Genomic DNA, 18,987 nt, shown 5'->3' with positions numbered 1-18,987 from the left:
AATGAAGTTGACGTGAGAAGCTAAGCGGAGGCGCCATACAGCACCTCGGCGCGCTGGAACAGTATCCACGAGGTCGCGATGTATTTGTCGCCGCTGCGCGCCACGTGCCCCTTGTGCGAATGGGTAAAGCCGGCCGGCGCGATGATCAGGCGCCCCTGGCGCGCTTCGATCTTGCGCTTCTGGTAGTAGAACTCCGTCTCGCCGCCCTCTTCCACGTCGTTCAGGTAGAACTGGAACAGCAGCGCGCGGTGCAGGCTTTCGCAGCTCGCGTTCTGCGGATAAATCTCGGAATGCCAGTGATGATAGCCGCCGCTGGCCTGCACGTACTTTTGTACGTTGATCTGGCCGGCGCGGTACATGGTGCGCATCAGCTCATCGATATGGGCGGTGCCGCATTCGTCGAAATTTTCGGGAGACAGCGTGACCGGCTCGCCGGTGACCGGATGCATCACCTGCGGCGACAGCGCGCCGATCAGCATCATGCGGTATTTGTTCATGTAGGCGCACAGATGCTCGCGCACGGCCTGCATCATGATGCCCGCCACGTCCTGCCACTCCTCGTGCGCCGAAATGGTCAGGTCGTAGCTGTCTTTCTTGGTCGTGTCGACGCCGTTGCCGGTTTTGCCGCGCACGACCTTGCCGCTGGCGCCGAAGCGCGCGACGATGGCTGCGCACTGCTCGCTCGTGAGGGCATTGTCGTAAATCTCGATGAAGTCGTCCAACGTCGTTCTCCGGATCTGGTTTTTCTGATACCGGCATAGTACACAAGGCGCGGCGCCGGGTCACTAGTCCGATTACACGGCGATGTTCCATTCCAGGCCGTGCGGAAGGGTGCGCGGGCCGAACACAAAGTGCAGCACCCGGCGCCGGCTCTGCCCGAGCGCCTTGGACGACGCATGCAGCAGCAGCGGGCGCATCACCAGCGCGCCACCGGCACCGGCGATGCAGGCGACGGCCGGGGTAACAGCCCGGGCGGCGGGCAGGTCGGCCGGCGCAATCACGCCCGCGCGGTGCGAGCCCGGCACCACCACCAGCGGGCCGTCGCCGGCGCTGCACGGGTCAAGGTGCACGCGCACGGCCACCAGTTCCCGCAGCAGCGCCGGCGGCGCCTGCACGAACACGGCGCCTTCCTTGACCGACCAGCCGCGCAATGCGGGCGCATCGACGCGCGCCGCCACCGGAATGCTCAGGTCCTGGTGCATCGGCACCAGCCAGTTGCGGCCCGCCGACTTTTCAAAGTAGGTGCACTGCACCGCCAGCGCATCCGGGTCGAGGCAGGCGGCCAGCCCAGGATCGGCGCGCAGGCGCGCGGCCAGCGCGGCGCACCACGGCTGCGACAGCAGGCAGCGCGTACCGCCCGACGCCGACGCGACCGGCTGTACCAGCTCGCCCAGCCGCGCGCATTCGGCCGGCGACAGCACAGCGGGCGCCAGCGCATAGCCCAACTGCTCGAAGTGCGCTCTCATTTGAGCGCCAGCGCGTCCGACGCCATCGCCGCGCTCAGGAAAATCCTGCCGTTGATCGCGCCAATCAGGTCGCTGGTTTTCAGGCGGTCCATGACCGGCCCCTTGACTTCGGCCAGATGCAGGCCGATGCCGCGCTGGCGCAGCGCCAGATTCAGTTCGCCCAGGCCGAACAGGGCCGACGTGTCGATCGAGCTGACCGCCGTCATCACCAGCACCAGGTGGCGGGTGGCCGGATGCAGCGCCAGCTCGTCTTCGATGCGGGCGTTGACCGCTTCCACATTGCCGAAAAAGAGATTGGCGTCGATGCGCAGCATCAGCACGTCCGGCACGGTGCCGGCCGGGTAGCGTTCGATATTGCGGAAATGCTCGGTGCCGGCGATACGGCCCAGGACCGCGATATGCGGGCGGCTGGCGCGCCAGATCAGGGTGCCGAGCGAGAGCAGCACGCCGAGAATGACACCGTAGTCGACGCCCAGCGCAATCACGCCACCCGCTGTCGCCAGCAGGGCCAGCGCGTCGCCGCGGTCGTAGCGCCACGCGGTACGCAGGGTGTCCAGTTCCAGCATGCCCAGCACCGCCACGATAATCGTGGCGGCCAGCGCGGGCAGTGGCAGCAGCGCGAGCCAGCCGGTCGGCGCGACCAGCGCCAGTGCCAGCAGCACGCCGGTGATGATGCTCGCCAGCGGCGTGTTGGCGCCGGCCGCGAAGTTCACGCCCGAACGCGACAGGCTGCCGGTGACCGGCAGGCCGCCCGTGAGCGCACTGCCGATGTTGGCCACGCCCAGGCCGACCAGCTCCATATTACTTTGCAGTTTTTCCTGGCGCTTGAGCGCGAGCGTTTGCGCGGCCGACATCCCCAGCAAAAAGATCATGAAGCCGATCAGCAGCGCCGGCTGCAGCAGCGCGCGCCAGTGAGCACTGGAAGTGGCCAGGTTCAGGCCAGGCAGGCCGGAAGCGACTTCGCCGGTGCATTGCACGCCCAGCGCCGGCAGGTCCATCACGGCCGACAGCAGCGTGGCGCCGAGCACCACCAGCATGGGGGCGAGGCGCGCGCCGATGTCGGCAACGCGGGCCGGCAAGCCGGCGCTGCGCAGCAGCGCCGCCAGATAGTATTTTGCGAGCAGCAGCAAGACGATCGCCGCGCCGCCCAGCATTGCGCTCGGCACGTGCACCTGCGGCAGCGCGCCCCCGGCCAGCACCTTCAACTGGCCGACGGCGATCACGATGGCGGCGCCGATGGTGAAGCCGCTCATGACCGGACGCGAAAAAAAATTGGCCACGTAGCCGAGCCGCAGCAAGCCGCACAGAAGCAGCACCGCACCGGAAGCGAGGGCCAGTTGGGCGGCGAGCACGATATACAGGCCGGAGCCGGGCGCGGCGAGCGGCGCCAGGGCGGCCGCCGTCATGAGCGAGATGATCGCCATCGGGCCGACCGACTGGGTCATGCTCGATCCGAACAGCGCGTACAGAATGGGCGGAAGAATGCTGGCGTAGATGCCGGCGACAGGCGGCAAGCCGGCCACCAGGGCATAGGCCATCCCCTGCGGGATCATCATGAGGGCGACGACAATGCCGGCGCTGATATCACCGGGCAGCAACGCGCGCCGGTAGTTTCTTAACCACTGCAGCATGCCCACTTGATCTGTTTATCCTTTGCGCCGGTGATTATGGATTATACCCTCCGTCGCTCCCGCCGAGTGCCGCCTTGGCGCGGGAGCGACGTGGCACGCGACGGATGCTTACGACATCGCCAGTTCCACGCAGTTGCGTCCCGCGCGCTTGGCCCGGCCCAGCGCCGCATCGACCCGCAGCATCAGCGCATCGGCGCTTTCCTGGTCGGCCAGCTGCCCCACGCCGAGCGAAATGGTGAGGCGGTCGCAGCCTGCGATATCGGTCTGGGCCACCGCCAGGCGGATCTTCTCGGCGATCTTGAGTGCGTCGATGGCGCTGTTATGCGGCACGATGATCAAAAACTCCTCGCCGCCCGAACGTATCAGCACATCGCTGGCACGCAGCACCGACTGGGTCACTTCCGCCACCGTGCGCAGCGCGGCGTCGCCCACCGGATGGCCGAACTGGTCGTTGATGGCCTTGAAGCGGTCGATGTCGAACCCGATCAATGCGAGCGGCACCTTGTAGCGGCGGGCGCGCTTGATTTCGAGTTCGAGCAGGTGCTCGCCGTGGCGCCGGTTGGCCACCCCGGTCAGCGCGTCGACCGTGGCCAGGTGCGTCACGCGCCCCAGCAAAGCTTCGTTCTCGCGGCTCATCGCGGCCATGCGCAGGCCGAAGCCGGCCAGCTGCGCCAGCGCCACGAACGAATCGAGTTCCTCGCCGCCGAACTGGCGCGCGCGCCCGAACATCAGGCACAGCGACCCGGCCATGGCGCTGCCCGGCGCGGACCCCAGCGGCAGCCCGATGACCATCTCGACGCCTTTATCGACCAGCGAGAGCGCCAGTTCCGGCTCGCCGGCCTTGGCCGGCGCGTCGAGCAAGGCCATCTCGTTGCTGCAAGCGGCGACCAGGCCCGGAAATGCATGCCGCAGCGGCGACTGCAGCAGCCTGTCGCTGCGGTGAAGCACGCGCGCCAGATTAAGGCCCGTGGGCGAGTACTGCGCTTCGAGCTGCAGGTCGCCCGGCACATCCATCCGGAACAGCGACGCGTGCACGGCGCCGGAAGCGTCGCACAGCGCGATGCAAATCTGTTCGGCCACGTTGATAAGGTCGTCCACATCGACCAGCGCCTGCTGCAGCCGGGTACGCAACGCCAGCAGCGAGCGCAGGTCGTCCGCGTGCGTTTCGGGCGCGCTGGGCGCGTCCAGCTGCGCCGTGATCGCCCCGCGCAGGTCGGTATCGTCGAGCGGCGCGATGGCGTACGCCAGGGGACCAAATTTCATCAGCGCGGGCAGCCAGCCGGCACTGATAAAGGGACACAGGAGCAGCACCGGCGCACCGGCGCGGCACGCGATCAGCTCACCGAGCCCGTCGAGATCGAAGCTGCTGTCGAACCGTTCGAGATCGATGATGAGCAGGTCGACCCGCTCCTGGCCCAGCAGGACGCTGGCCTGCTCGGTGCCGTCGGCGATGAACAGGCGCGCGAACATATCGGCGTACATGCCCTGGAAATCGACCCGACGCTGTCCTACCGGATTTAGATAAAGTCCAATCTGCTGCGACATCGGGTCTCCTTGAGCACGAAAATATGCGGCATAAATACGCAGCGGCAACATACCTTGCGTCCGTCCGCCGTACAGTTTGCCATAAAGCACCAGAGCGGCATACAGCAACACGTGCGGTGTGTGCGCGGGCGCACCGTCAGTGCGGCGCCCCGGTCAGATACTTCTCGTTCAAACGGAGGAAGCACCATGGCAAATACGGATGAGAACGCACTGAATTCACAGGTTGAGGCGGTCGCCGACAAGCAGCGCGCGATCCAGAGCAGGCAGGATCAGAAAGACGCCTCGGCCAGCAAGGAAGAAAGCAAGGAAGCGGTGCAGACGGGCGGCCCGGTGCAGCCGGCGCCGCCGCTGCCGTCGCAGCATCTGGTCAAACCCGGCATCGAAGCGTCGATGGAACTCAAGCCGCGCTTCATGGCCGAAGGCTACAAGGGCAGCGGCAAGCTGCAAGGGCAGACGGCCATCATCACCGGCGGCGACTCGGGCATCGGCCGCGCGGTGGCCGTGCTGTTCGCGCGCGAAGGCGCCGATGTGGCGATTTTCTATCTGAACGAGCACGAAGACGCGGAAGAAACCAAGCGCTGCATCGAGGCCGAAGGCCAGCGCTGCATCACGGTGGCGGGCGACGTCAAGGATATGGCGTTCTGCAAGGAAGCGGTCGATAAAGTCGTGGCCGAATTCGGCCGCCTCGATGTGCTGGTCAATAACGCCGCCTTCCAGGAACATGCGGAGTCGCTGCTGGACCTGACCGAAGAGCGCTTCGACGAAACCATGCGCACCAATATCTACGGCTACTTCCACATGGCCAAGTGCGCCCTGCCCTATCTCAAGCGCGGCGCGGCGATCATCAACACCGGGTCGGTCACCGGGCTGCAGGGTTCGGGCAAGCTGCTCGATTACTCGGCCACCAAGGGCGCGATCCACGCGTTCACGATGTCGCTGGCATCCAATCTGCTGGACCAGGGCATCCGCGTGAATGCGATTGCGCCAGGGCCGGTATGGACCCCGCTCAATCCGGCCGACCAGCCGCCGGAGAAGATCGCCGAGTTCGGCCAGAAGACCGACATGCGCCGTCCGGCCCAGCCGGAGGAGCTCTCGCCGGCGTATGTGTTTCTGGCCTCGGCGGTGTGTTCGAGCTATATCACCGGCATCGTGTTGCCGGTCACAGGCAGCGTAGGCAGCTAAGGAAAGGACCGGCATATGGGACGCAGTCTATGGAAAGGCGCAATCAGCTTCGGGCTGGTGCATATTCCGGTCGAGATGTATCCGGCCGTGCGCGACAACGCGCTCGACCTGACCATGCTCGACCGCCGCGACTTCTCGCCGGTCGGCTTCAAGCGTTATAACAAGGGAAACAACAAGGAAGTGGTCTGGGACGATATCGTCAAGGGCTACGAGTACAGCGACGGCGAGTACGTCGTACTGTCCGAGGAAGACCTGCGCCGGGCGAACCCCGAGGCGACCGGCACCATCGACATTCTGGCGTTTGTCGACGCCGAAACGGTGCCGCTGCTGTACTACGAGCAGCCCTACTATCTGGCGCCCGGCAAGGGCGGCGACAAGGTATATGCGCTGCTGCGCGAGACCTTGCGCAAGGTCGGCAAGATCGGCATCGCCACGGTGGTCATCCGCGTCAAGCAGCATCTGGCGGCGCTGGTATGCGAGGGCGACACGATTGTACTGAACACGCTGCGCTATAGCGACGAAATTCGTCCCACCGATGAACTCAAGATCCCGACCGCCAAGTCGAAAACCGCGGCCATCTCGGACAAGGAACTGAAGATGGCGATGGCGCTCGTCGAAGGCATGAGCGAAGACTGGGAACCGGAGCAGTACCACGACACCTACCGCGAGGACATCCTGGCGCTGGTCGAGAAGAAGGTCAAGGCCAGGCAGACCAAGACCATCACCATGCCGGAGAAGGAAAAGGCGCCTGCCAGCAAAGGCAACGTCATCGACCTGGTGGCGCTGCTGCAGCAAAGCCTGGGCAAAAAACCCGCCAAGGGCAAGGCCGCCAACGACGATGAGGATGATGGCGACAAAGACGAGGAAGCGCCGCCGGCCAAACCGCGCAAGACGGCATCGAAAACCACGAGCACCAAGGCGGTAGCCAAGAGCGCGGCGAAAACGGCCGCGAAGCCGGCGGTCAAGGCCAAGGCGGCACCGGCCAAGGCTGCGCCGGCACGGCGCAAGGCCGCATAGAACAACGGTACCCCCAACAGGAGACGCATGGAAGAGATTTTCGCTTTACTCGAGTGGCCGGCGATGGCAATCAGCCTTGCCGCCGCATGGTGGATGGGGTCCAAAAAGCCCGGCAAGCGCATCGTCGCGTTCTGGATGCTCATCGTCGGTAACCTGATGTGGATCGCCTGGGGCTGGGGCGAAGCCGCCTGGGCGCTCATCGCGCTCAACGTGGGGCTGCTGGCCCTCAACGTGCGCGGTATTCGCAAGAACGAGGATGCCTGACTATCTGACACCGGCGAAATTCATGTGATAATGTTAATTGCTTCGCGGCGCACTTGCCGATAATGAGCTGCCAACATTTAACAGGACATCACCATGAAATTTGCCACCTTGGCAGCCGCCGCGCTGCTCGCATTGAGCGCCGGCGCGGCGCTCGCCGACGTCACCGAGCAGGATGCCATTCAAGCCCAGGTTGCCTCGGCAATGGCGTCGGGCGACTACGCCCTCGCAAAATGTCCCAAGCTGAGCGTCGACAAGGAACGCCTGGCCGAACAGATTAAAAGATCCGGCAAGACGGCGGAACAATTGCGCGCCACGGAGGAATACGCCGAACAACGCAACGTGGTCGAGACCATGGCGAAAGGCGAAAAAGGCTTTATGGTGTGCATGGTGCTGTCGCGCGCGCACGGCGGGTATGGCCGCGGCATCATCGTCGAAAAAGAATAGGGGCGCGCATCGCAAGACCGAGCGCGAATCGTCATGTCATGGCGGCCGCGCTGCTGGTCTTGTTCCCCTTTCTACCAGCCGCCGTCGAACGGCGATTGTACAAACCTATCATTCGGATAAATTTAATTGCCTTTGACTAAATAGTTGACTCATCTACACTCCTCGCATCGAATCACCACTGAGGAGTTGCAAGCATGAGCCAAGACCAACAGATCACTACCGCCGCCGGCATCCCGGTCGCCGACAATCAGAACTCCATCAGCGCCGGTCCACGCGGGCCCCTGCTGCTGCAGGACTTCCACCTGATCGAAAAGCTCCAGCACTTCAACCGCGAGCGCATTCCCGAGCGCGTAGTGCACGCCAAAGGGTCGGGCGCCTACGGCACCTTCACCGTCACGCACGACATCCGCCACTTTACCAAAGCGAAGCTGTTCAGCGAGATCGGCAAGAAAACCGAGACCTTCGCCCGCTTCTCCACCGTTGGCGGTGAGCGCGGCAGCGCCGATACCGAACGCGACCCGCGCGGCTTCGCCCTGCGCTTCTACACCGAAGAAGGCAACTGGGACCTGGTTGGCAATAACACGCCGATGTTCTTCATCAAGGACCCGATCAAGTTCCCCGACTTCATCCACACCCAAAAGCGCTGCCCGCGCAGCAACCTCAAGTCGGCGCACATGATGTTCGATTTCTGGAGCAAGGCCCCGGAAAGCCTGCACCAGGTGACGATGCTGTTTTCGGACCGAGGAACGCCTGACGGCTACCGCCACATGGACGGTTTCGGCAGCCACACCTATAGCCTGATCAACGCCGCCGGCGAACGTGTCTACGTCAAGTGGCACTTCAAGACGCGCCAGGGCATCAAGAACCTCTCGGCGGCCGACGCGGCGCGCATCGCCGGTGAAGATCCGGACTACGCCCAGCGCGACCTGTTCGGCGCCATCGAACGCGGCGAGTTTCCGCAGTGGGAAGTGCGCCTTCAGGTGGCAACCGAGCAGCAGCTCGACGACTGGGAAGCGCGCACCGGCTGGAATCCGTTCGACCTGACCAAGGTCTGGCCGCACCGCGACTTCCCGCTGCACCCGGTGGGCATCTTTGAACTCAATCGCAATCCCGACAACTACCACGCCGAGGTCGAACAGGTGGCGTTTTCGCCGGCGAACGCGGTGCCGGGCATGGGCTACTCGCCGGACAAGATGCTGCAAGGCCGCCTGTTCGCCTACCACGACGCCCAGTTGTACCGCGTCGGCACCAACCACCAGCACCTGCCGGTCAATGCGCCACGCTGCCCGTTCCATAACCAGCAGCGCGATGGCACGATGGCAGTGCACAACGGCGGCGCGGCGCAGAACTACGCCACGGTCAACGCGGTGGGCAGCGCACCGCGCGGCATGGGTCATGGCGAACCGGAACTGGGACTGCGCGGCGGCGCTGGCCGCTTCGATGGCCGCGGCATGGAAGACGACTACACCCAGGCCGGCAATCTGTTCCGCCTTCTCACGCCACAGGAGAAACTGAACCTGTGCGCCAACCTGGCCGGGCCCCTCAGCCAGGTCAACGACGAAATCCTTCAGCGTCAGCTGGCGCACTTCGACAAGGCCGACAGCGCCTACGGCGCCGGCGTGCGGGCCGCGCTCAACATCAGGTAAGCGCCGTGCGCGCGGGCTCCCGAGGCCCGCGCGTACAAACGTCAGTCCTTCTTGAAGCCCAGCTTCTTCATGGCGGCCGTCAGCGTGCTGGCGGCCTTGGCGTAGCCGGCCCACGGTTCATTGCCGTGGTCTAGCCGCGTGTGCACGTTTTGCACGGTCCACTGGGCGCCCGACTTGAGCGCGGCCAGTTCATCCCACCCAACCGGCACCGAAATCCCCAGTCCCGGCCGCACGCGTGCCGACCACGCGCATGCCGTGGTGGCGCCGCGCCCGTTGCGCAGGTAATCGATGAAGATCTTGCCGACCCGGTTTTTCGGCCCGCTCTTGAACGCAAAGCGATCCGGCAGCGTGGCCGCCAGATGGCGCACCACTTCCTGCGAAAAATCCTTCACCGTATCCCAATCGAGGCCGCCCTTGAGCGGCACCACCACGTGCAAACCCTTGCCGCCGCTGGTCTTCAGAAAACACGGCAGCCCCAGTTCTTCGAGAAAAGCGTGCATCAGCTGCGCCGCCTCCTGGATGGCGGCCCAGTCGACGCCCTCGCCCGGGTCCAGGTCGAACACCATGCGGTTGGGCGTTTCGTAGTTCTTGCCGATGGCGTTCTGCGTGTGGAACTCCACCACGTTCCACTGCGCCGCCGACAAAATGCCGCTCGCGCTCCCCACTTCCAGCATCGGCGGATGATCGGGATCGAGCGCCGGGTCCATCTGCTTCACGCCGGGCAGCTTGCCAACCTCCGCGTGCTTCTGGAAAAACAGCTCGCCCCCCACGCCGGACGGTGCGCGCACCAGCGAGACCGGGCGGCCCTTCAGGTGCTCCATCATCAGCGGGCCGACCAGCGCGTAGTAGCGAATCAGTTCGATCTTGGTAGTGCCGCTTTGCTCATCGATCACCCTCTCGCCATTGGTCACCTTCAGGGTAGCAGGCAGCGTGCCTTCCGGCGCCGCCGGTTCCGCCTTCCTGGTTGCGGCCCTGGTTTTGGGTTTGGCCGCCGTCGTTGTTTGCGTCTGCATCGTATCCTCCACATGTTTGGCCACTTCGCGCCGGATCTCCTTGGCCGGCTTGTCGCTGCGCAGGCCCTGGAATACGGCGTGGCGGATTGCCCCCGCACTGGTCCACTCGGCAAAGCTGACCTCCGCGATCAGCTTGGGCTTGACCCAGTGATGCTTGCGGCCCGCCACCGCCTTGGGCGGGAACGGGCTCTCGTCGGTATCGAGGGCGCTTAATTTATCTTTCAGGTCGCGCAGCACGGACTGGGTAAAGCCGCTGCCGACGTTGCCGGCGTACTGCAGCACGCCATCCTTGTCGTGGGTCCCCAGCAGCAGGGAACCGATGCCAGCGCGCGAACCTTGCGGGTCGGTATAGCCGCCGATGACGAATTCCTGGCGCTGGCCGCATTTGAGCTTGATCCAGTCGGGCGAGCGGCGCGTGACGTAGCGCGAGTCGCGCCGCTTGCCGATCACCCCCTCCAGTCCCAGCTTGCAGGCGGCTACGACCAGTTCCTCGGGATCGGTGCCGAATTCGCTTGAGAAGCGCACCGCCTCGGACGCCCCCTTTTCCAGCGCGGCGCCGAGCAGCGCGCGGCGCGCTTCGAGCGGCACCGCGCGCAGGTCGTAGCCCTTGAAGTACGGTGCATCGAACAGGAAGTACACGATATCGGCGGTATTGGAGCCATCGAACGCCAGCTGCAGCAGGCCGAAGTTGGGCCGGCCATTCTCGTCGTGCACCACGATCTCGCCGTCGTACCAGCCATCGGGCAGCTTGAGTTTGACAAGTTCTTTTTGCAGAGGTTCGAGCTTGTGGGTCCAGTCGTGGCCATTGCGGGTGAACAGCTGCACCTGTTTCCCCTCGATCCGGGCCAGCAGGCGATAGCCATCGAACTTGACCTCGAAGATCCAGTTGGCAGGGTCCGACGGCGGCTGGTCGACCAGGGTGGCCAGTTCCGGCGAAAGCGTCTCCGGCAGCGCGGCCTTGACCGCTGCCTCGGGCATGCCACGGCTGCTGGCCTTCGACGCAGGTTTTTCGGGCGCTGCCGCCCTGGCCTTCGATTTGACCGATTTGGCGCCCGGCATGGGCAGTTTGCTGACGCTGTCGGGCAGCTCATCGACGACCGAGAACTCGGCGGCGGGCCTGGTGTAATCGTCCTTTTCCTTGATCAGCAGCCAGGGCTCCTGCTTTTCGCCCTTGCCCTTCATCCGCACCAGCACCCACTTGCCGTGCATTTTATGGCCGTGCATCTCGAACTTGAGGTTCCCGCTCTCGTAGCCCTTGCGCGGATCGTCAAGCGGCTGCCAGGTACCCTTGTCCCAGATGATCACCTTGCCGGCCCCATACTGCTTTTCCGGGATCGTGCCCTCGAAGCTGGAGTACGATATCGGATGATCCTCGACGTGGACCGCCATCCGCTTGTCCCGGGTGTCGTAGCTGGGCCCCTTGGGTACGGCCCAGCTTTTCATGGTACCGTCCAGTTCCAGCCTGAAGTCGTAGTGCAGCCGGCTGGCCCAGTGCTTCTGGATGACGAAGGTCAGCGCATCGGGTGCCGATTCGCCGCCGTCGGCCGGTTCGGTCGTGATCGAGAAATTGCGCTTGGACTTATAGACCTTCAATGCATCCGGCATGGCGGCGACCTTTGCTTGGTGTTTTTTTGCCGAGTCTAGAGCCAGGCGGGCCGAACGACTGTTCGCCAGCTAACTGAGCTGATTGTAAGTAGTTGTAAATCGCGTCAACTGATGCAGATGCGGCCGCGTTAGTGACTCTGTAGCACCCAAGAATAGCTCCACCATATAACCACACTGAGGAAACACCATGAAAAAAGTTATCGCATCGCTGATCGCCGGTCTGTTCGCCACCTCGGTTTTCGCCCAGGCTCCTGCCGCTCCTGCTGCCGTCGCACCAGCCGTCAAAGCTGAAGCAAAAGAAACGAAAGCAGTCGCCAAAGCCGACGCAAAAGAAGCCAAAGCCGATGCCAAAGCTGATGCAAAAGTAGAAAAAGCGCATGCTGAAGCCAAGTCGGACGTCGCTGAAGCCAACGCCGATGCCACCAAATCGAAAGCCAAAGCACGTGCCAAGGCTAAAAAAGCCAAAGCAGAAGCCAAAGCCGACAAAGCTGTCGACAATGCAGAAGCCAAAAAAGATGCAGCAATGAAATAAGTTGTCCCGGTAGTATCGGCATAGGGGGCGGCCCCAATGGACCGCTCCCCTGCCACACCACCCGGCATGCGGGTCCGCACCGGGCGGTTCGAGTAGTTGAGGTTAAGACAGGCGAGGTACGCCAAGTGCATCGAAGTAGGCAATCGTGAGGACTGTTTTCAACAGTCGATCAGCGTTTCGCCACCAGCAGCGGCTATTCGCCGCGACCTGTTTTGCGACCGAAGGCGCCGCCCCGAGCCGGAACAGTTCCCGATACATGGTTTTCCCGCGCTTCCAGTGCTTGAGCTGGATCGCCCTGAGCCTGTGGCGCAGCCATGCATCGAGTCTCTTCCAGATCCTTGGGGTCTGGGCCAACTTGAAGTACCCTTTCCAGCCGAGCATGTAGGAGCGCAGTTTCTCGACGCTCTGGGCCATGCTGCGGCCACAGGAACGCCTCGTCAATTCACGGATTTTCTGCTTGAACGTTGCCAGCGGCTTGTCCGCGACCTTCAGCTTCACCACCTTCCCACTTGCCACCCACAGGCTGTAACCGAGGAATTTGCGGCCGAATGCACTGGCCACCGCACTCTTGCCTTCGTTGACCACGAGGTGCAACTTGGCATAGCACCGACGCAACAGCACCATCACCCGCTCGCCAGCGCGTCTGCTGCGAACATAGACATTCGCATCGTCGGCGTAGCGCGCAAAGCAATGGCCGCGCCGTTCCAGTTCCTTGTCCACTTCATCGAGCAGGACGTTGGCCAGCAGCGGCGACAGCGGACCGCCTTGCGGCGTGCCCTCGTGCCGCGACTGCACCACGCCATGATCCATGATGCCGCTGTTGAGGTAGGCGCGAATCAGTCGGATCACGCCAGCGTCGTCGATGCGTTTCCGCAAGCGGTCGATCAGGATGTCGTGGTTGACCCGGTCGAAGAACTTCGACAGGTCCACGTCCACCACGATCCGCCGTCCCGACTGCACGTACGCGCGCGCGGCAAGGACCGCGTCCTGCGCACGCCGGCCCGGACGGAAACCGTAGCTGTGCTCACTGAATGTGGGATCAAGAATCGGTTGCAGCACTTGAAGCAGTGCTTGCTGGATCAAGCGATCCGTCACCGTCGGAATGCCGAGCTCGCGCTCGCCACCGTCGGGCTTGGGAAGCATCACCCTGCGTACCGGGCTGGGCCGGTACGTCCCCTCCAGCAGTTGTTCGCGTATTTCCGGCCACGCAACAGCCAGATAGCGCGAGGTTTCGTCGATGTTCCGACCATCCACCCCGGCTGCGCCTTTGTTGCGACGCACACGCTTGAACGCTTGCAGCAGGTTCTCTCTTCTCAATGCCGCACGCAGCAGCATTGATCCTGCGTCTCCTGACACATGTCGCGGACCGCAAGCTTCGTCGCTGGGGGTTGCAGACAGGGCTTCACCCTGACCGGTGGCCTCCCGCCCCGCTGACGCGGGCATCTGACGCATTGCCTGTTGTATCGACATGCCGGACAACACTCCTACTCGTTCGGTCCTTTGTCGGCGGGGTCGAGCCTTCCCGGCGCTACCACCGACTACTATGACCTCTGCTGAGACCCTGCTACGGCAGCGCCGTCGTCCTTTCAGACGTGAGGCAGGGCGTCCCCAGGTAAGGGCCGCACTCCTTCATCACACAACCGCCGCATTTACGCCACGTCGCCTTGACCACAAGAGCTTTGCGGTTTCTCGCCCGCTCGCCCTGCTCGGCAGCGCCTTCTATGCAGTTCGTGTACCTCGGCTCATGATTTACGATTCGCGCTTCCTTCCCACGGTCGATTACTCTTCCGCAGTTGCGCTTCACTTCGCTCGCTGTGGTCAGCTCGCGGCGGGACTTGCACCCGCAGGAGTGCGCCCATGCTGGGCGCACGAGAAGAAAAAGACAGGTCGCCTGTCTTTTTTTTCGTCCGCATTTTTGTGTACGTCCTCTATCAGTTCCCTGAAGAAACAGACGGTCGCCGAAGAAGTGTCCGCCTTGCATCATTTTGTCATCCTTTTTAACCCCTTTTTGCCCGATGCTTCGTTTCACAGGCAATGCCGGCACGGCCGGCCAACCGGAGCCTCCCATGTTCAACCGATTCCTTACCGCGGCGCTGCTGTTCCTCGCCTGCCCCCTCACCCACGCAATCCGGTTCATGCCTGAACCACGGCCGGTGCGCCTGATGCCCACGCAAACGGCAGCCCAGCCGATCGAGCTGCAGCAGTTGACCGTCAATGCCGTCATCAGCGGCAACATGGCCCAGACGACCGTGCGCATGGTGTTCTACAACCCCAACCCGCGCCAACTCGAAGGCAATCTGCAGTTCCCCCTGCTCGAGGGGCAGCAAATCAACGCGTTCGCCCTCGATATCGGCGGCAAGATGCGCCCTGCGGTTCCTGTGGAAAAGGAGCGTAGCCGCGCCGTGTTCGAGGAAATCGTCCGCCGCCGCGTCGACCCGGCCCTGCTCGAAGTCACGCAGGGGAACAACTTCAAGCTGCGCGTGTATCCGATCATGGCGCGCCGTACGCGCACGGTGGAGCTGACCTACGGCGAAGCCTTGCCCCACCATGGCGGCCTGGCGACGTACCGGCTGCCGCTTGAATACGGCAAGGTGCGCAACATGGACGTGACCATCCGCGTAAACGGCGCCGCCACGGCACCAGTGGTGGACGGCCCTGAAACCGGTCTGCATTTCGAATCCAGGGCGGGCGCATACGAAGCCCACATGCGGCGCCAGGACGTTACGGCCAGCGGAAACATCGTTATCCAGACCGCCACCGGCAGCAAAGCGCGCGTCTACACGGAGAAACGCCTCGGCGAATCATGGTTCCTGGCCGAGATACCGGTTGCGCACGCCGTGGAGCGGCGTACGCCGGCGCGTATCATCGGCCTGTTGTGGGATAGCTCCGGATCGGCCGAGAAACGCGACATCAACGCCGAACTGGCCAGCCTCGATCAGTACTTCCGCGCGCTCGGATCGGTGCAAGTGCGCCTGACGCGTTTGCGCGACCGCCCGGAAACGCGCCAAGTGTTCGATATCCGCGGCGGCGACTGGAGCGCACTGCGGCGCGCGCTGGAAAGCACCCGTTACGACGGCGCCAGCGCACTCAATGACTGGAAGCCGGAAGCGGATGTCGACCAGTACCTGCTCTTCAGCGACGGCCTGTCCAACTACGGACCGGACAAAGCGCCCGTGCTGGCGCCGCACCAGTCGCTGTTTGCCCTGACCTCGTCGCCGTCGGCCGATACCGGCCGCCTTGCCGCGCTGGCTGAACGCCACAACGGCCAGTTCATCTGGATCGATCGGCGCGCACCGGGCAGCATTGCCGCTGCGCTGATGTTCATGCCGACGCGCGTCGAGCATGTGTCGGCGACCGGCGCGACCGACATTCAAGCCGGCACGGGCACGGTCGAAGGCGGGATGCTGCGCATCGCAGGGCGCCTGCTTGCGCCCGACGCCATCTTGTCCGTCACGCTGGCAAACGGCGCAAAGACCGACACCGTCAAACTGCGGGTGGGCGCCGACGCGCCGCGGCACCCGCTGGCCGCATTGACATGGGCGGCACTGCGCCTGCGCGCGCTGGAGGCGGACGCCGACCTGCATCGCGCCGAAATTGCCCGCATCGGACGGCGTTTCGGCATCCCGACGCGGGATACGTCGCTGATCGTGCTTGAGACGCTGGACGACTATGTGCGCTACGAAATCGAGCCGCCGGCCGACTACCTTGACGCCTGGCGCAAGCGCAATGAACTGCTCAGCGCCGACCGCCGCGCCGCGCGGGTGAAGCACCTTGACGAGGTCGTGATGAGTTTCCAGAACCGCACGGCATGGTGGAATACCTCGTTCCCACGCGCGCGGGCGAAGGCCGCGCCCGAGTTCAGCCAGGGATACCTGCGGGGTGCGATGCCGGCGCCAGCGGCTTCCGCGCCACTGGCGGCAAATGTATCGGGCGAGTTGGCGAGGTTTTCACCGGCAGCGGATGCAAAGATGGAGCTCAAGCCGGTATTGCAAGGCCTCGCAAGTGACCAAATGAAGGAGAAAAGCGTGCCCGCTATCGGCATGGGCCTGAAAAAATGGGTGCCGAACGCGCCCTACATCAAGCGCTTGCGCGACGCCGATCCCGCCACCGCGTACGCCATTTATCTCGACCAGAAACCGGACTACGCCAACAGCAGCGCGTTCTACCTCGACGCGGCCGACATCCTGCTGGAGAAAGGCCAGCGCGACCTGGCGCTGCGGGTGCTGTCCAACCTGGCCGAGATGGACCTGGAAAACCGCGCGGTGCTGCGCATCCTCGGCTATCGCCTGCTGCAGGCCGGTGCGCCGCAACTGGCGGTGCCGGTATTCGAGAAGGTGCTGCGCCTGGCCGGTGAAGAACCGCAGTCCTGGCGCGATCTCGGCCTGGCGCTGGCGGCCACCGGCCGCACTCAGGAAGCCATCGACACGCTGTACGAGGTCGTCGAGCGCCCGTGGAACGGCCGTTTTCCGGATGTCGAGACCATCGTCCTAGCTGAAATCAACGCCATTGTCGCGGCGTCGGCAAAGCCGCTGGACGTGCGCCGCATCGACCCGCGCCTGCGCGCCAACCTGCCGCTCGACTTGCGCGTGGTGCTGACGTGGGACGCCGACAACAGCGACATGGACCTGTGGGTGACGGCGCCGGACGGCGAAAGATCGAGTTATGAGAACCGGATGTCGAGCCTGGGCGCGCGCATGTCGAACGATTTCATGGGGGGATACGGGCCGGAGGAGTTTTCGCTGCGCCGCGCCGCGCCAGGAAAATACCGGATCGAGGCAAACTACTACGGCAACAGCCAGCAGGTGGTGGCGGGCGCCACGACCTTGCAGGTCAAGCTGTTTACCGCGTTCGGTACGCTGCGCCAGAAAGAGCAGTCCATTACGCTGCGCCTGAAAGAGCGCAGCGAAACGGTGTTTGTCGGTGAGTTCGAGGTCAAGCCCTGAAGAGCCTCAGCGCTTGATTGCCGCGATCCGGGCCAGCATTTCGTCTGGCACCGGATGGTTGGGATAGGCGGCGCGGAACTTGGTCCACTCGGCCAGCGCGTCGTTTTTCAGGTCGGCCTTGAGCATGGCATCAATCACCGACAGCCAGTCGCGCGCACGCTTGGCCTGCGCAGCTTCCTGATCCGCGCGCGGCGCCGCCGCGACATCCTTTGCCACGCGTGCCGTACGGTTCAACGACGCTACATTCCCGGAGATCCGCTCGGACTGAGTCCCGACACTGCGCTCCGCGTCGGCAAGCACACGTTCCGACGGCGGAGCAGCCTTTGCTTTCATTTGGGGCAGGTCCGCCGCAGCTTCTCGTTCCACCCGTGCTCTCGAAAATGCTGACGATGGCGCTGAAGCATAGTTTTCCAGCATGCGCTCTTTCGGCTCAACACTGGCGCCTGCCGTGGCTTCCGCCACAGCGGGCGGCGGCGCGGCAGGTGGCGGCGCTGGTGGCGCCGCTGCGATCATTGGCGGCGGTGGTGATTGTAACGACGGCGCGGGAGCACTCGCCGCCGGCGGCGGTTGTTCCGCTGCCGGTGCCGCAGCAATCGCCACCGGCGCTGCCGGTCGCGCTGACGGCGCCTCTGCAGGCGCTGCGGGTTGTGGTGGCGCCATTTCGGCAATCACCACTGGCGCTGGCTCTGGCGCCATCGCCGCGGCAGGCCGCTCCACCGCCACTGCCACCATCGCGTTCTCCGTCGATGCTCCGCCACCCCGGTACAGCTGGTGTCCCAATACCCCGGCCAGCACGCCCGCCGCAATCCCGGCCGGTATGCGCCAGCGCCTGCCCAGGCCTGGCGCCAGCCGTGGCGACGCCTCGCCGCCAGTGGCGTCATTGGCTGCGGCCGGACGCGCCTCTTGCGCCAGCCCGGCTTTCACATACCCGAGGATCGCCGCATCGAGCTGCGCTCCGGAAGCGGGCTGGGTCAACCCCTGCAGACGGCGCGACAGATCGTCCTCCCCACGCAGGAAGGCGTCGAACTCCTCGTCGCTCATGTCATCGTTGTTCACTCAGGCTCCCTTCGCGCAGTTTCCGCATGGCGTAGCGCAACCGGCTCTTGACCGTTTCCACCGGCGCTGCCACCACGGCGGCGATATCTTCAAGGCTCATGCCGCAAAACTGCTGCAGTACCAGCGCCTCTTTCTGCTCGCTCGGCAAACCGGCCAGTGCCAGGTGCAGGCTGTCGTGCTGCTGCTTGTGTTCCAGCGCGACCTCGGGCGAAACCACATCCTGCGCCGCATCGGCCAGCGAGTCAAATACGTCGCGGCCATCCGTGCCGCTGCCCAGTTCCGCGGCCAGCAGCGGTTGCTGCTGGCGCAGCAGGTCGAGCAGGCGATTGCGGGCGATCTGGTACAAATAGGTGCGAAACGCCGCCTGCGGCTCATAGCGGCTGCGCGCATGATGCAGGTTGATCCAGCTGTCCTGCACGATCTCGTCGACCCAGTCCGCGCGCGGCGAACGCCAGGCGACGAAGCGGTACAGGCCCGCATGGTGACGGCGATAGAGCTCCTCGAAGGCGACCAGGTCGCCATCGCGGTAGCGCAGCATCAGCTGCTCGTCTTGTAAGGTGGCGGGCATGTGCGGCCATTGTATGGCCTGCCCTGTGAATACGCAATTGCCGCGGCGTGAATGCCGCGGCAATGCGATGGTGGG

General features: G+C 64.3%; 15 protein-coding genes. 7 read left to right on the top strand and 8 right to left on the bottom strand.

Going from position 1 to position 18,987, the window contains the following annotated elements; translation table 11 throughout:
• Positions 1-20: 20 nt before the first annotated feature.
• The 4 genes from CR152_RS22525 to CR152_RS22510 all read right to left on the bottom strand — a co-directional run bounded on the left by CR152_RS22525 (position 21) and on the right by CR152_RS22510 (position 4,642).
• Entirely contained in the window at positions 21-722 is a 702-nt protein-coding gene (locus tag CR152_RS22525) for a 2OG-Fe(II) oxygenase (RefSeq protein ID WP_099878693.1), read from the bottom strand.
• 72 nt (positions 723-794) lie between these two features.
• Positions 795-1,466, bottom strand: a complete 672-nt coding sequence (locus CR152_RS22520) for a phytanoyl-CoA dioxygenase family protein (RefSeq protein WP_099878691.1) — start codon at positions 1,464-1,466, stop codon at positions 795-797.
• A complete protein-coding gene (locus CR152_RS22515; RefSeq protein WP_099878689.1) occupies positions 1,463-3,097 on the bottom strand; it encodes a SulP family inorganic anion transporter in 1,635 nt (544 codons plus the stop codon). Before CR152_RS22515 ends, CR152_RS22520 begins: the two co-directional genes overlap by 4 nt.
• A 108-nt stretch (positions 3,098-3,205) precedes the next feature.
• Positions 3,206-4,642, bottom strand: coding sequence for a GGDEF domain-containing protein (locus CR152_RS22510; RefSeq protein ID WP_099878687.1), 1,437 nt, complete (start codon positions 4,640-4,642; stop codon positions 3,206-3,208).
• A 186-nt stretch (positions 4,643-4,828) separates the two neighbouring features.
• On the opposite strand from CR152_RS22510, the gene CR152_RS22505 reads away from it, so the two are divergent.
• From CR152_RS22505 to CR152_RS22485, 5 genes are all read left to right on the top strand, one after another.
• Positions 4,829-5,824, top strand: coding sequence for an SDR family oxidoreductase (locus CR152_RS22505; protein ID WP_099878685.1), 996 nt, complete (start codon positions 4,829-4,831; stop codon positions 5,822-5,824).
• A gap of 15 nt (positions 5,825-5,839) precedes the next feature.
• A complete protein-coding gene (gene ku / locus CR152_RS22500; protein WP_099878683.1) occupies positions 5,840-6,841 on the top strand; it encodes a non-homologous end joining protein Ku in 1,002 nt (333 codons plus the stop codon).
• A 27-nt stretch (positions 6,842-6,868) separates the two neighbouring features.
• On the top strand, positions 6,869-7,105 hold the full coding sequence (locus CR152_RS22495) for a hypothetical protein (protein ID WP_099878681.1): 237 nt from the start codon (positions 6,869-6,871) through the stop codon (positions 7,103-7,105).
• Between the two features lie 93 nt (positions 7,106-7,198).
• Positions 7,199-7,549 carry a hypothetical protein gene (locus CR152_RS22490; protein WP_099878679.1) on the top strand — a complete coding sequence of 117 codons (351 nt, stop codon included), beginning with the start codon at positions 7,199-7,201 and terminating at the stop codon, positions 7,547-7,549.
• Positions 7,550-7,743: 194 nt separating this feature from the next.
• The gene (locus CR152_RS22485) at positions 7,744-9,195 is read left to right on the top strand and encodes a catalase (RefSeq protein ID WP_099878677.1); all 1,452 of its coding nucleotides are present in this window, start codon (positions 7,744-7,746) and stop codon (positions 9,193-9,195) included.
• A 41-nt stretch (positions 9,196-9,236) separates the two neighbouring features.
• Here the strand turns inward: CR152_RS22485 and ligD are convergent, their stop codons facing one another.
• On the bottom strand, positions 9,237-11,813 hold the full coding sequence (gene ligD / locus CR152_RS22480) for a DNA ligase D (protein ID WP_099878675.1): 2,577 nt from the start codon (positions 11,811-11,813) through the stop codon (positions 9,237-9,239).
• Between the two features lie 187 nt (positions 11,814-12,000).
• On the opposite strand from ligD, the gene CR152_RS22475 reads away from it, so the two are divergent.
• The gene (locus tag CR152_RS22475) at positions 12,001-12,345 is read left to right on the top strand and encodes a hypothetical protein (protein ID WP_099878673.1); all 345 of its coding nucleotides are present in this window, start codon (positions 12,001-12,003) and stop codon (positions 12,343-12,345) included.
• Between the two features lie 102 nt (positions 12,346-12,447).
• Here the strand turns inward: CR152_RS22475 and ltrA are convergent, their stop codons facing one another.
• Positions 12,448-13,815 carry a group II intron reverse transcriptase/maturase gene (gene ltrA, locus CR152_RS22470; protein ID WP_099878671.1) on the bottom strand — a complete coding sequence of 456 codons (1,368 nt, stop codon included), beginning with the start codon at positions 13,813-13,815 and terminating at the stop codon, positions 12,448-12,450.
• A 596-nt stretch (positions 13,816-14,411) separates the two neighbouring features.
• On the opposite strand from ltrA, the gene CR152_RS22460 reads away from it, so the two are divergent.
• The gene (locus tag CR152_RS22460) at positions 14,412-17,288 is read left to right on the top strand and encodes a DUF2135 domain-containing protein (protein ID WP_167399941.1); all 2,877 of its coding nucleotides are present in this window, start codon (positions 14,412-14,414) and stop codon (positions 17,286-17,288) included.
• A 6-nt stretch (positions 17,289-17,294) separates the two neighbouring features.
• Here CR152_RS22460 and CR152_RS33190 read toward each other — a convergent pair whose 3' ends face one another.
• Together CR152_RS33190 and CR152_RS22450 are read right to left on the bottom strand one after the other, a co-directional pair.
• A complete protein-coding gene (locus tag CR152_RS33190) occupies positions 17,295-18,344 on the bottom strand; it encodes a hypothetical protein (protein WP_157778667.1) in 1,050 nt (349 codons plus the stop codon).
• Positions 18,331-18,912 carry a sigma-70 family RNA polymerase sigma factor gene (locus tag CR152_RS22450; protein ID WP_229413518.1) on the bottom strand — a complete coding sequence of 194 codons (582 nt, stop codon included), beginning with the start codon at positions 18,910-18,912 and terminating at the stop codon, positions 18,331-18,333. Before CR152_RS22450 ends, CR152_RS33190 begins: the two co-directional genes overlap by 14 nt.
• Between the last annotated feature and the right edge of the window lie 75 nt (positions 18,913-18,987).

It is taken from the genome of Massilia violaceinigra (assembly GCF_002752675.1).
In the GTDB taxonomy this organism is placed as follows: Bacteria; Pseudomonadota; Gammaproteobacteria; order Burkholderiales; family Burkholderiaceae_D; genus Telluria_A; species Telluria_A violaceinigra.
Note: the sequence above shows the minus strand (reverse complement) of the source record. Positions and strands in the feature narration are given on the sequence as shown.

What these genes read in the sequence shown, in the direction of transcription:
- CR152_RS22520 (WP_099878691.1), bottom strand. Translation starts at nt 1,466, where the DNA reads ATGAGAGCGCACTTCGAGCAGTTGGGCTATGCGCTGGCGCCCGCTGTG.
- CR152_RS22515 (WP_099878689.1), bottom strand. Translation starts at nt 3,097, where the DNA reads ATGCTGCAGTGGTTAAGAAACTACCGGCGCGCGTTGCTGCCCGGTGAT.
- CR152_RS22510 (WP_099878687.1), bottom strand. Translation starts at nt 4,642, where the DNA reads ATGTCGCAGCAGATTGGACTTTATCTAAATCCGGTAGGACAGCGTCGG.
- CR152_RS22505 (WP_099878685.1), top strand. Translation starts at nt 4,829, where the DNA reads ATGGCAAATACGGATGAGAACGCACTGAATTCACAGGTTGAGGCGGTC.
- ku (WP_099878683.1), top strand. Translation starts at nt 5,840, where the DNA reads ATGGGACGCAGTCTATGGAAAGGCGCAATCAGCTTCGGGCTGGTGCAT.
- CR152_RS22495 (WP_099878681.1), top strand. Translation starts at nt 6,869, where the DNA reads ATGGAAGAGATTTTCGCTTTACTCGAGTGGCCGGCGATGGCAATCAGC.
- CR152_RS22490 (WP_099878679.1), top strand. Translation starts at nt 7,199, where the DNA reads ATGAAATTTGCCACCTTGGCAGCCGCCGCGCTGCTCGCATTGAGCGCC.
- CR152_RS22485 (WP_099878677.1), top strand. Translation starts at nt 7,744, where the DNA reads ATGAGCCAAGACCAACAGATCACTACCGCCGCCGGCATCCCGGTCGCC.
- ligD (WP_099878675.1), bottom strand. Translation starts at nt 11,813, where the DNA reads ATGCCGGATGCATTGAAGGTCTATAAGTCCAAGCGCAATTTCTCGATC.
- CR152_RS22475 (WP_099878673.1), top strand. Translation starts at nt 12,001, where the DNA reads ATGAAAAAAGTTATCGCATCGCTGATCGCCGGTCTGTTCGCCACCTCG.
- ltrA (WP_099878671.1), bottom strand. Translation starts at nt 13,815, where the DNA reads ATGTCGATACAACAGGCAATGCGTCAGATGCCCGCGTCAGCGGGGCGG.
- CR152_RS22460 (WP_167399941.1), top strand. Translation starts at nt 14,412, where the DNA reads ATGTTCAACCGATTCCTTACCGCGGCGCTGCTGTTCCTCGCCTGCCCC.
- CR152_RS22450 (WP_229413518.1), bottom strand. Translation starts at nt 18,912, where the DNA reads ATGCCCGCCACCTTACAAGACGAGCAGCTGATGCTGCGCTACCGCGAT.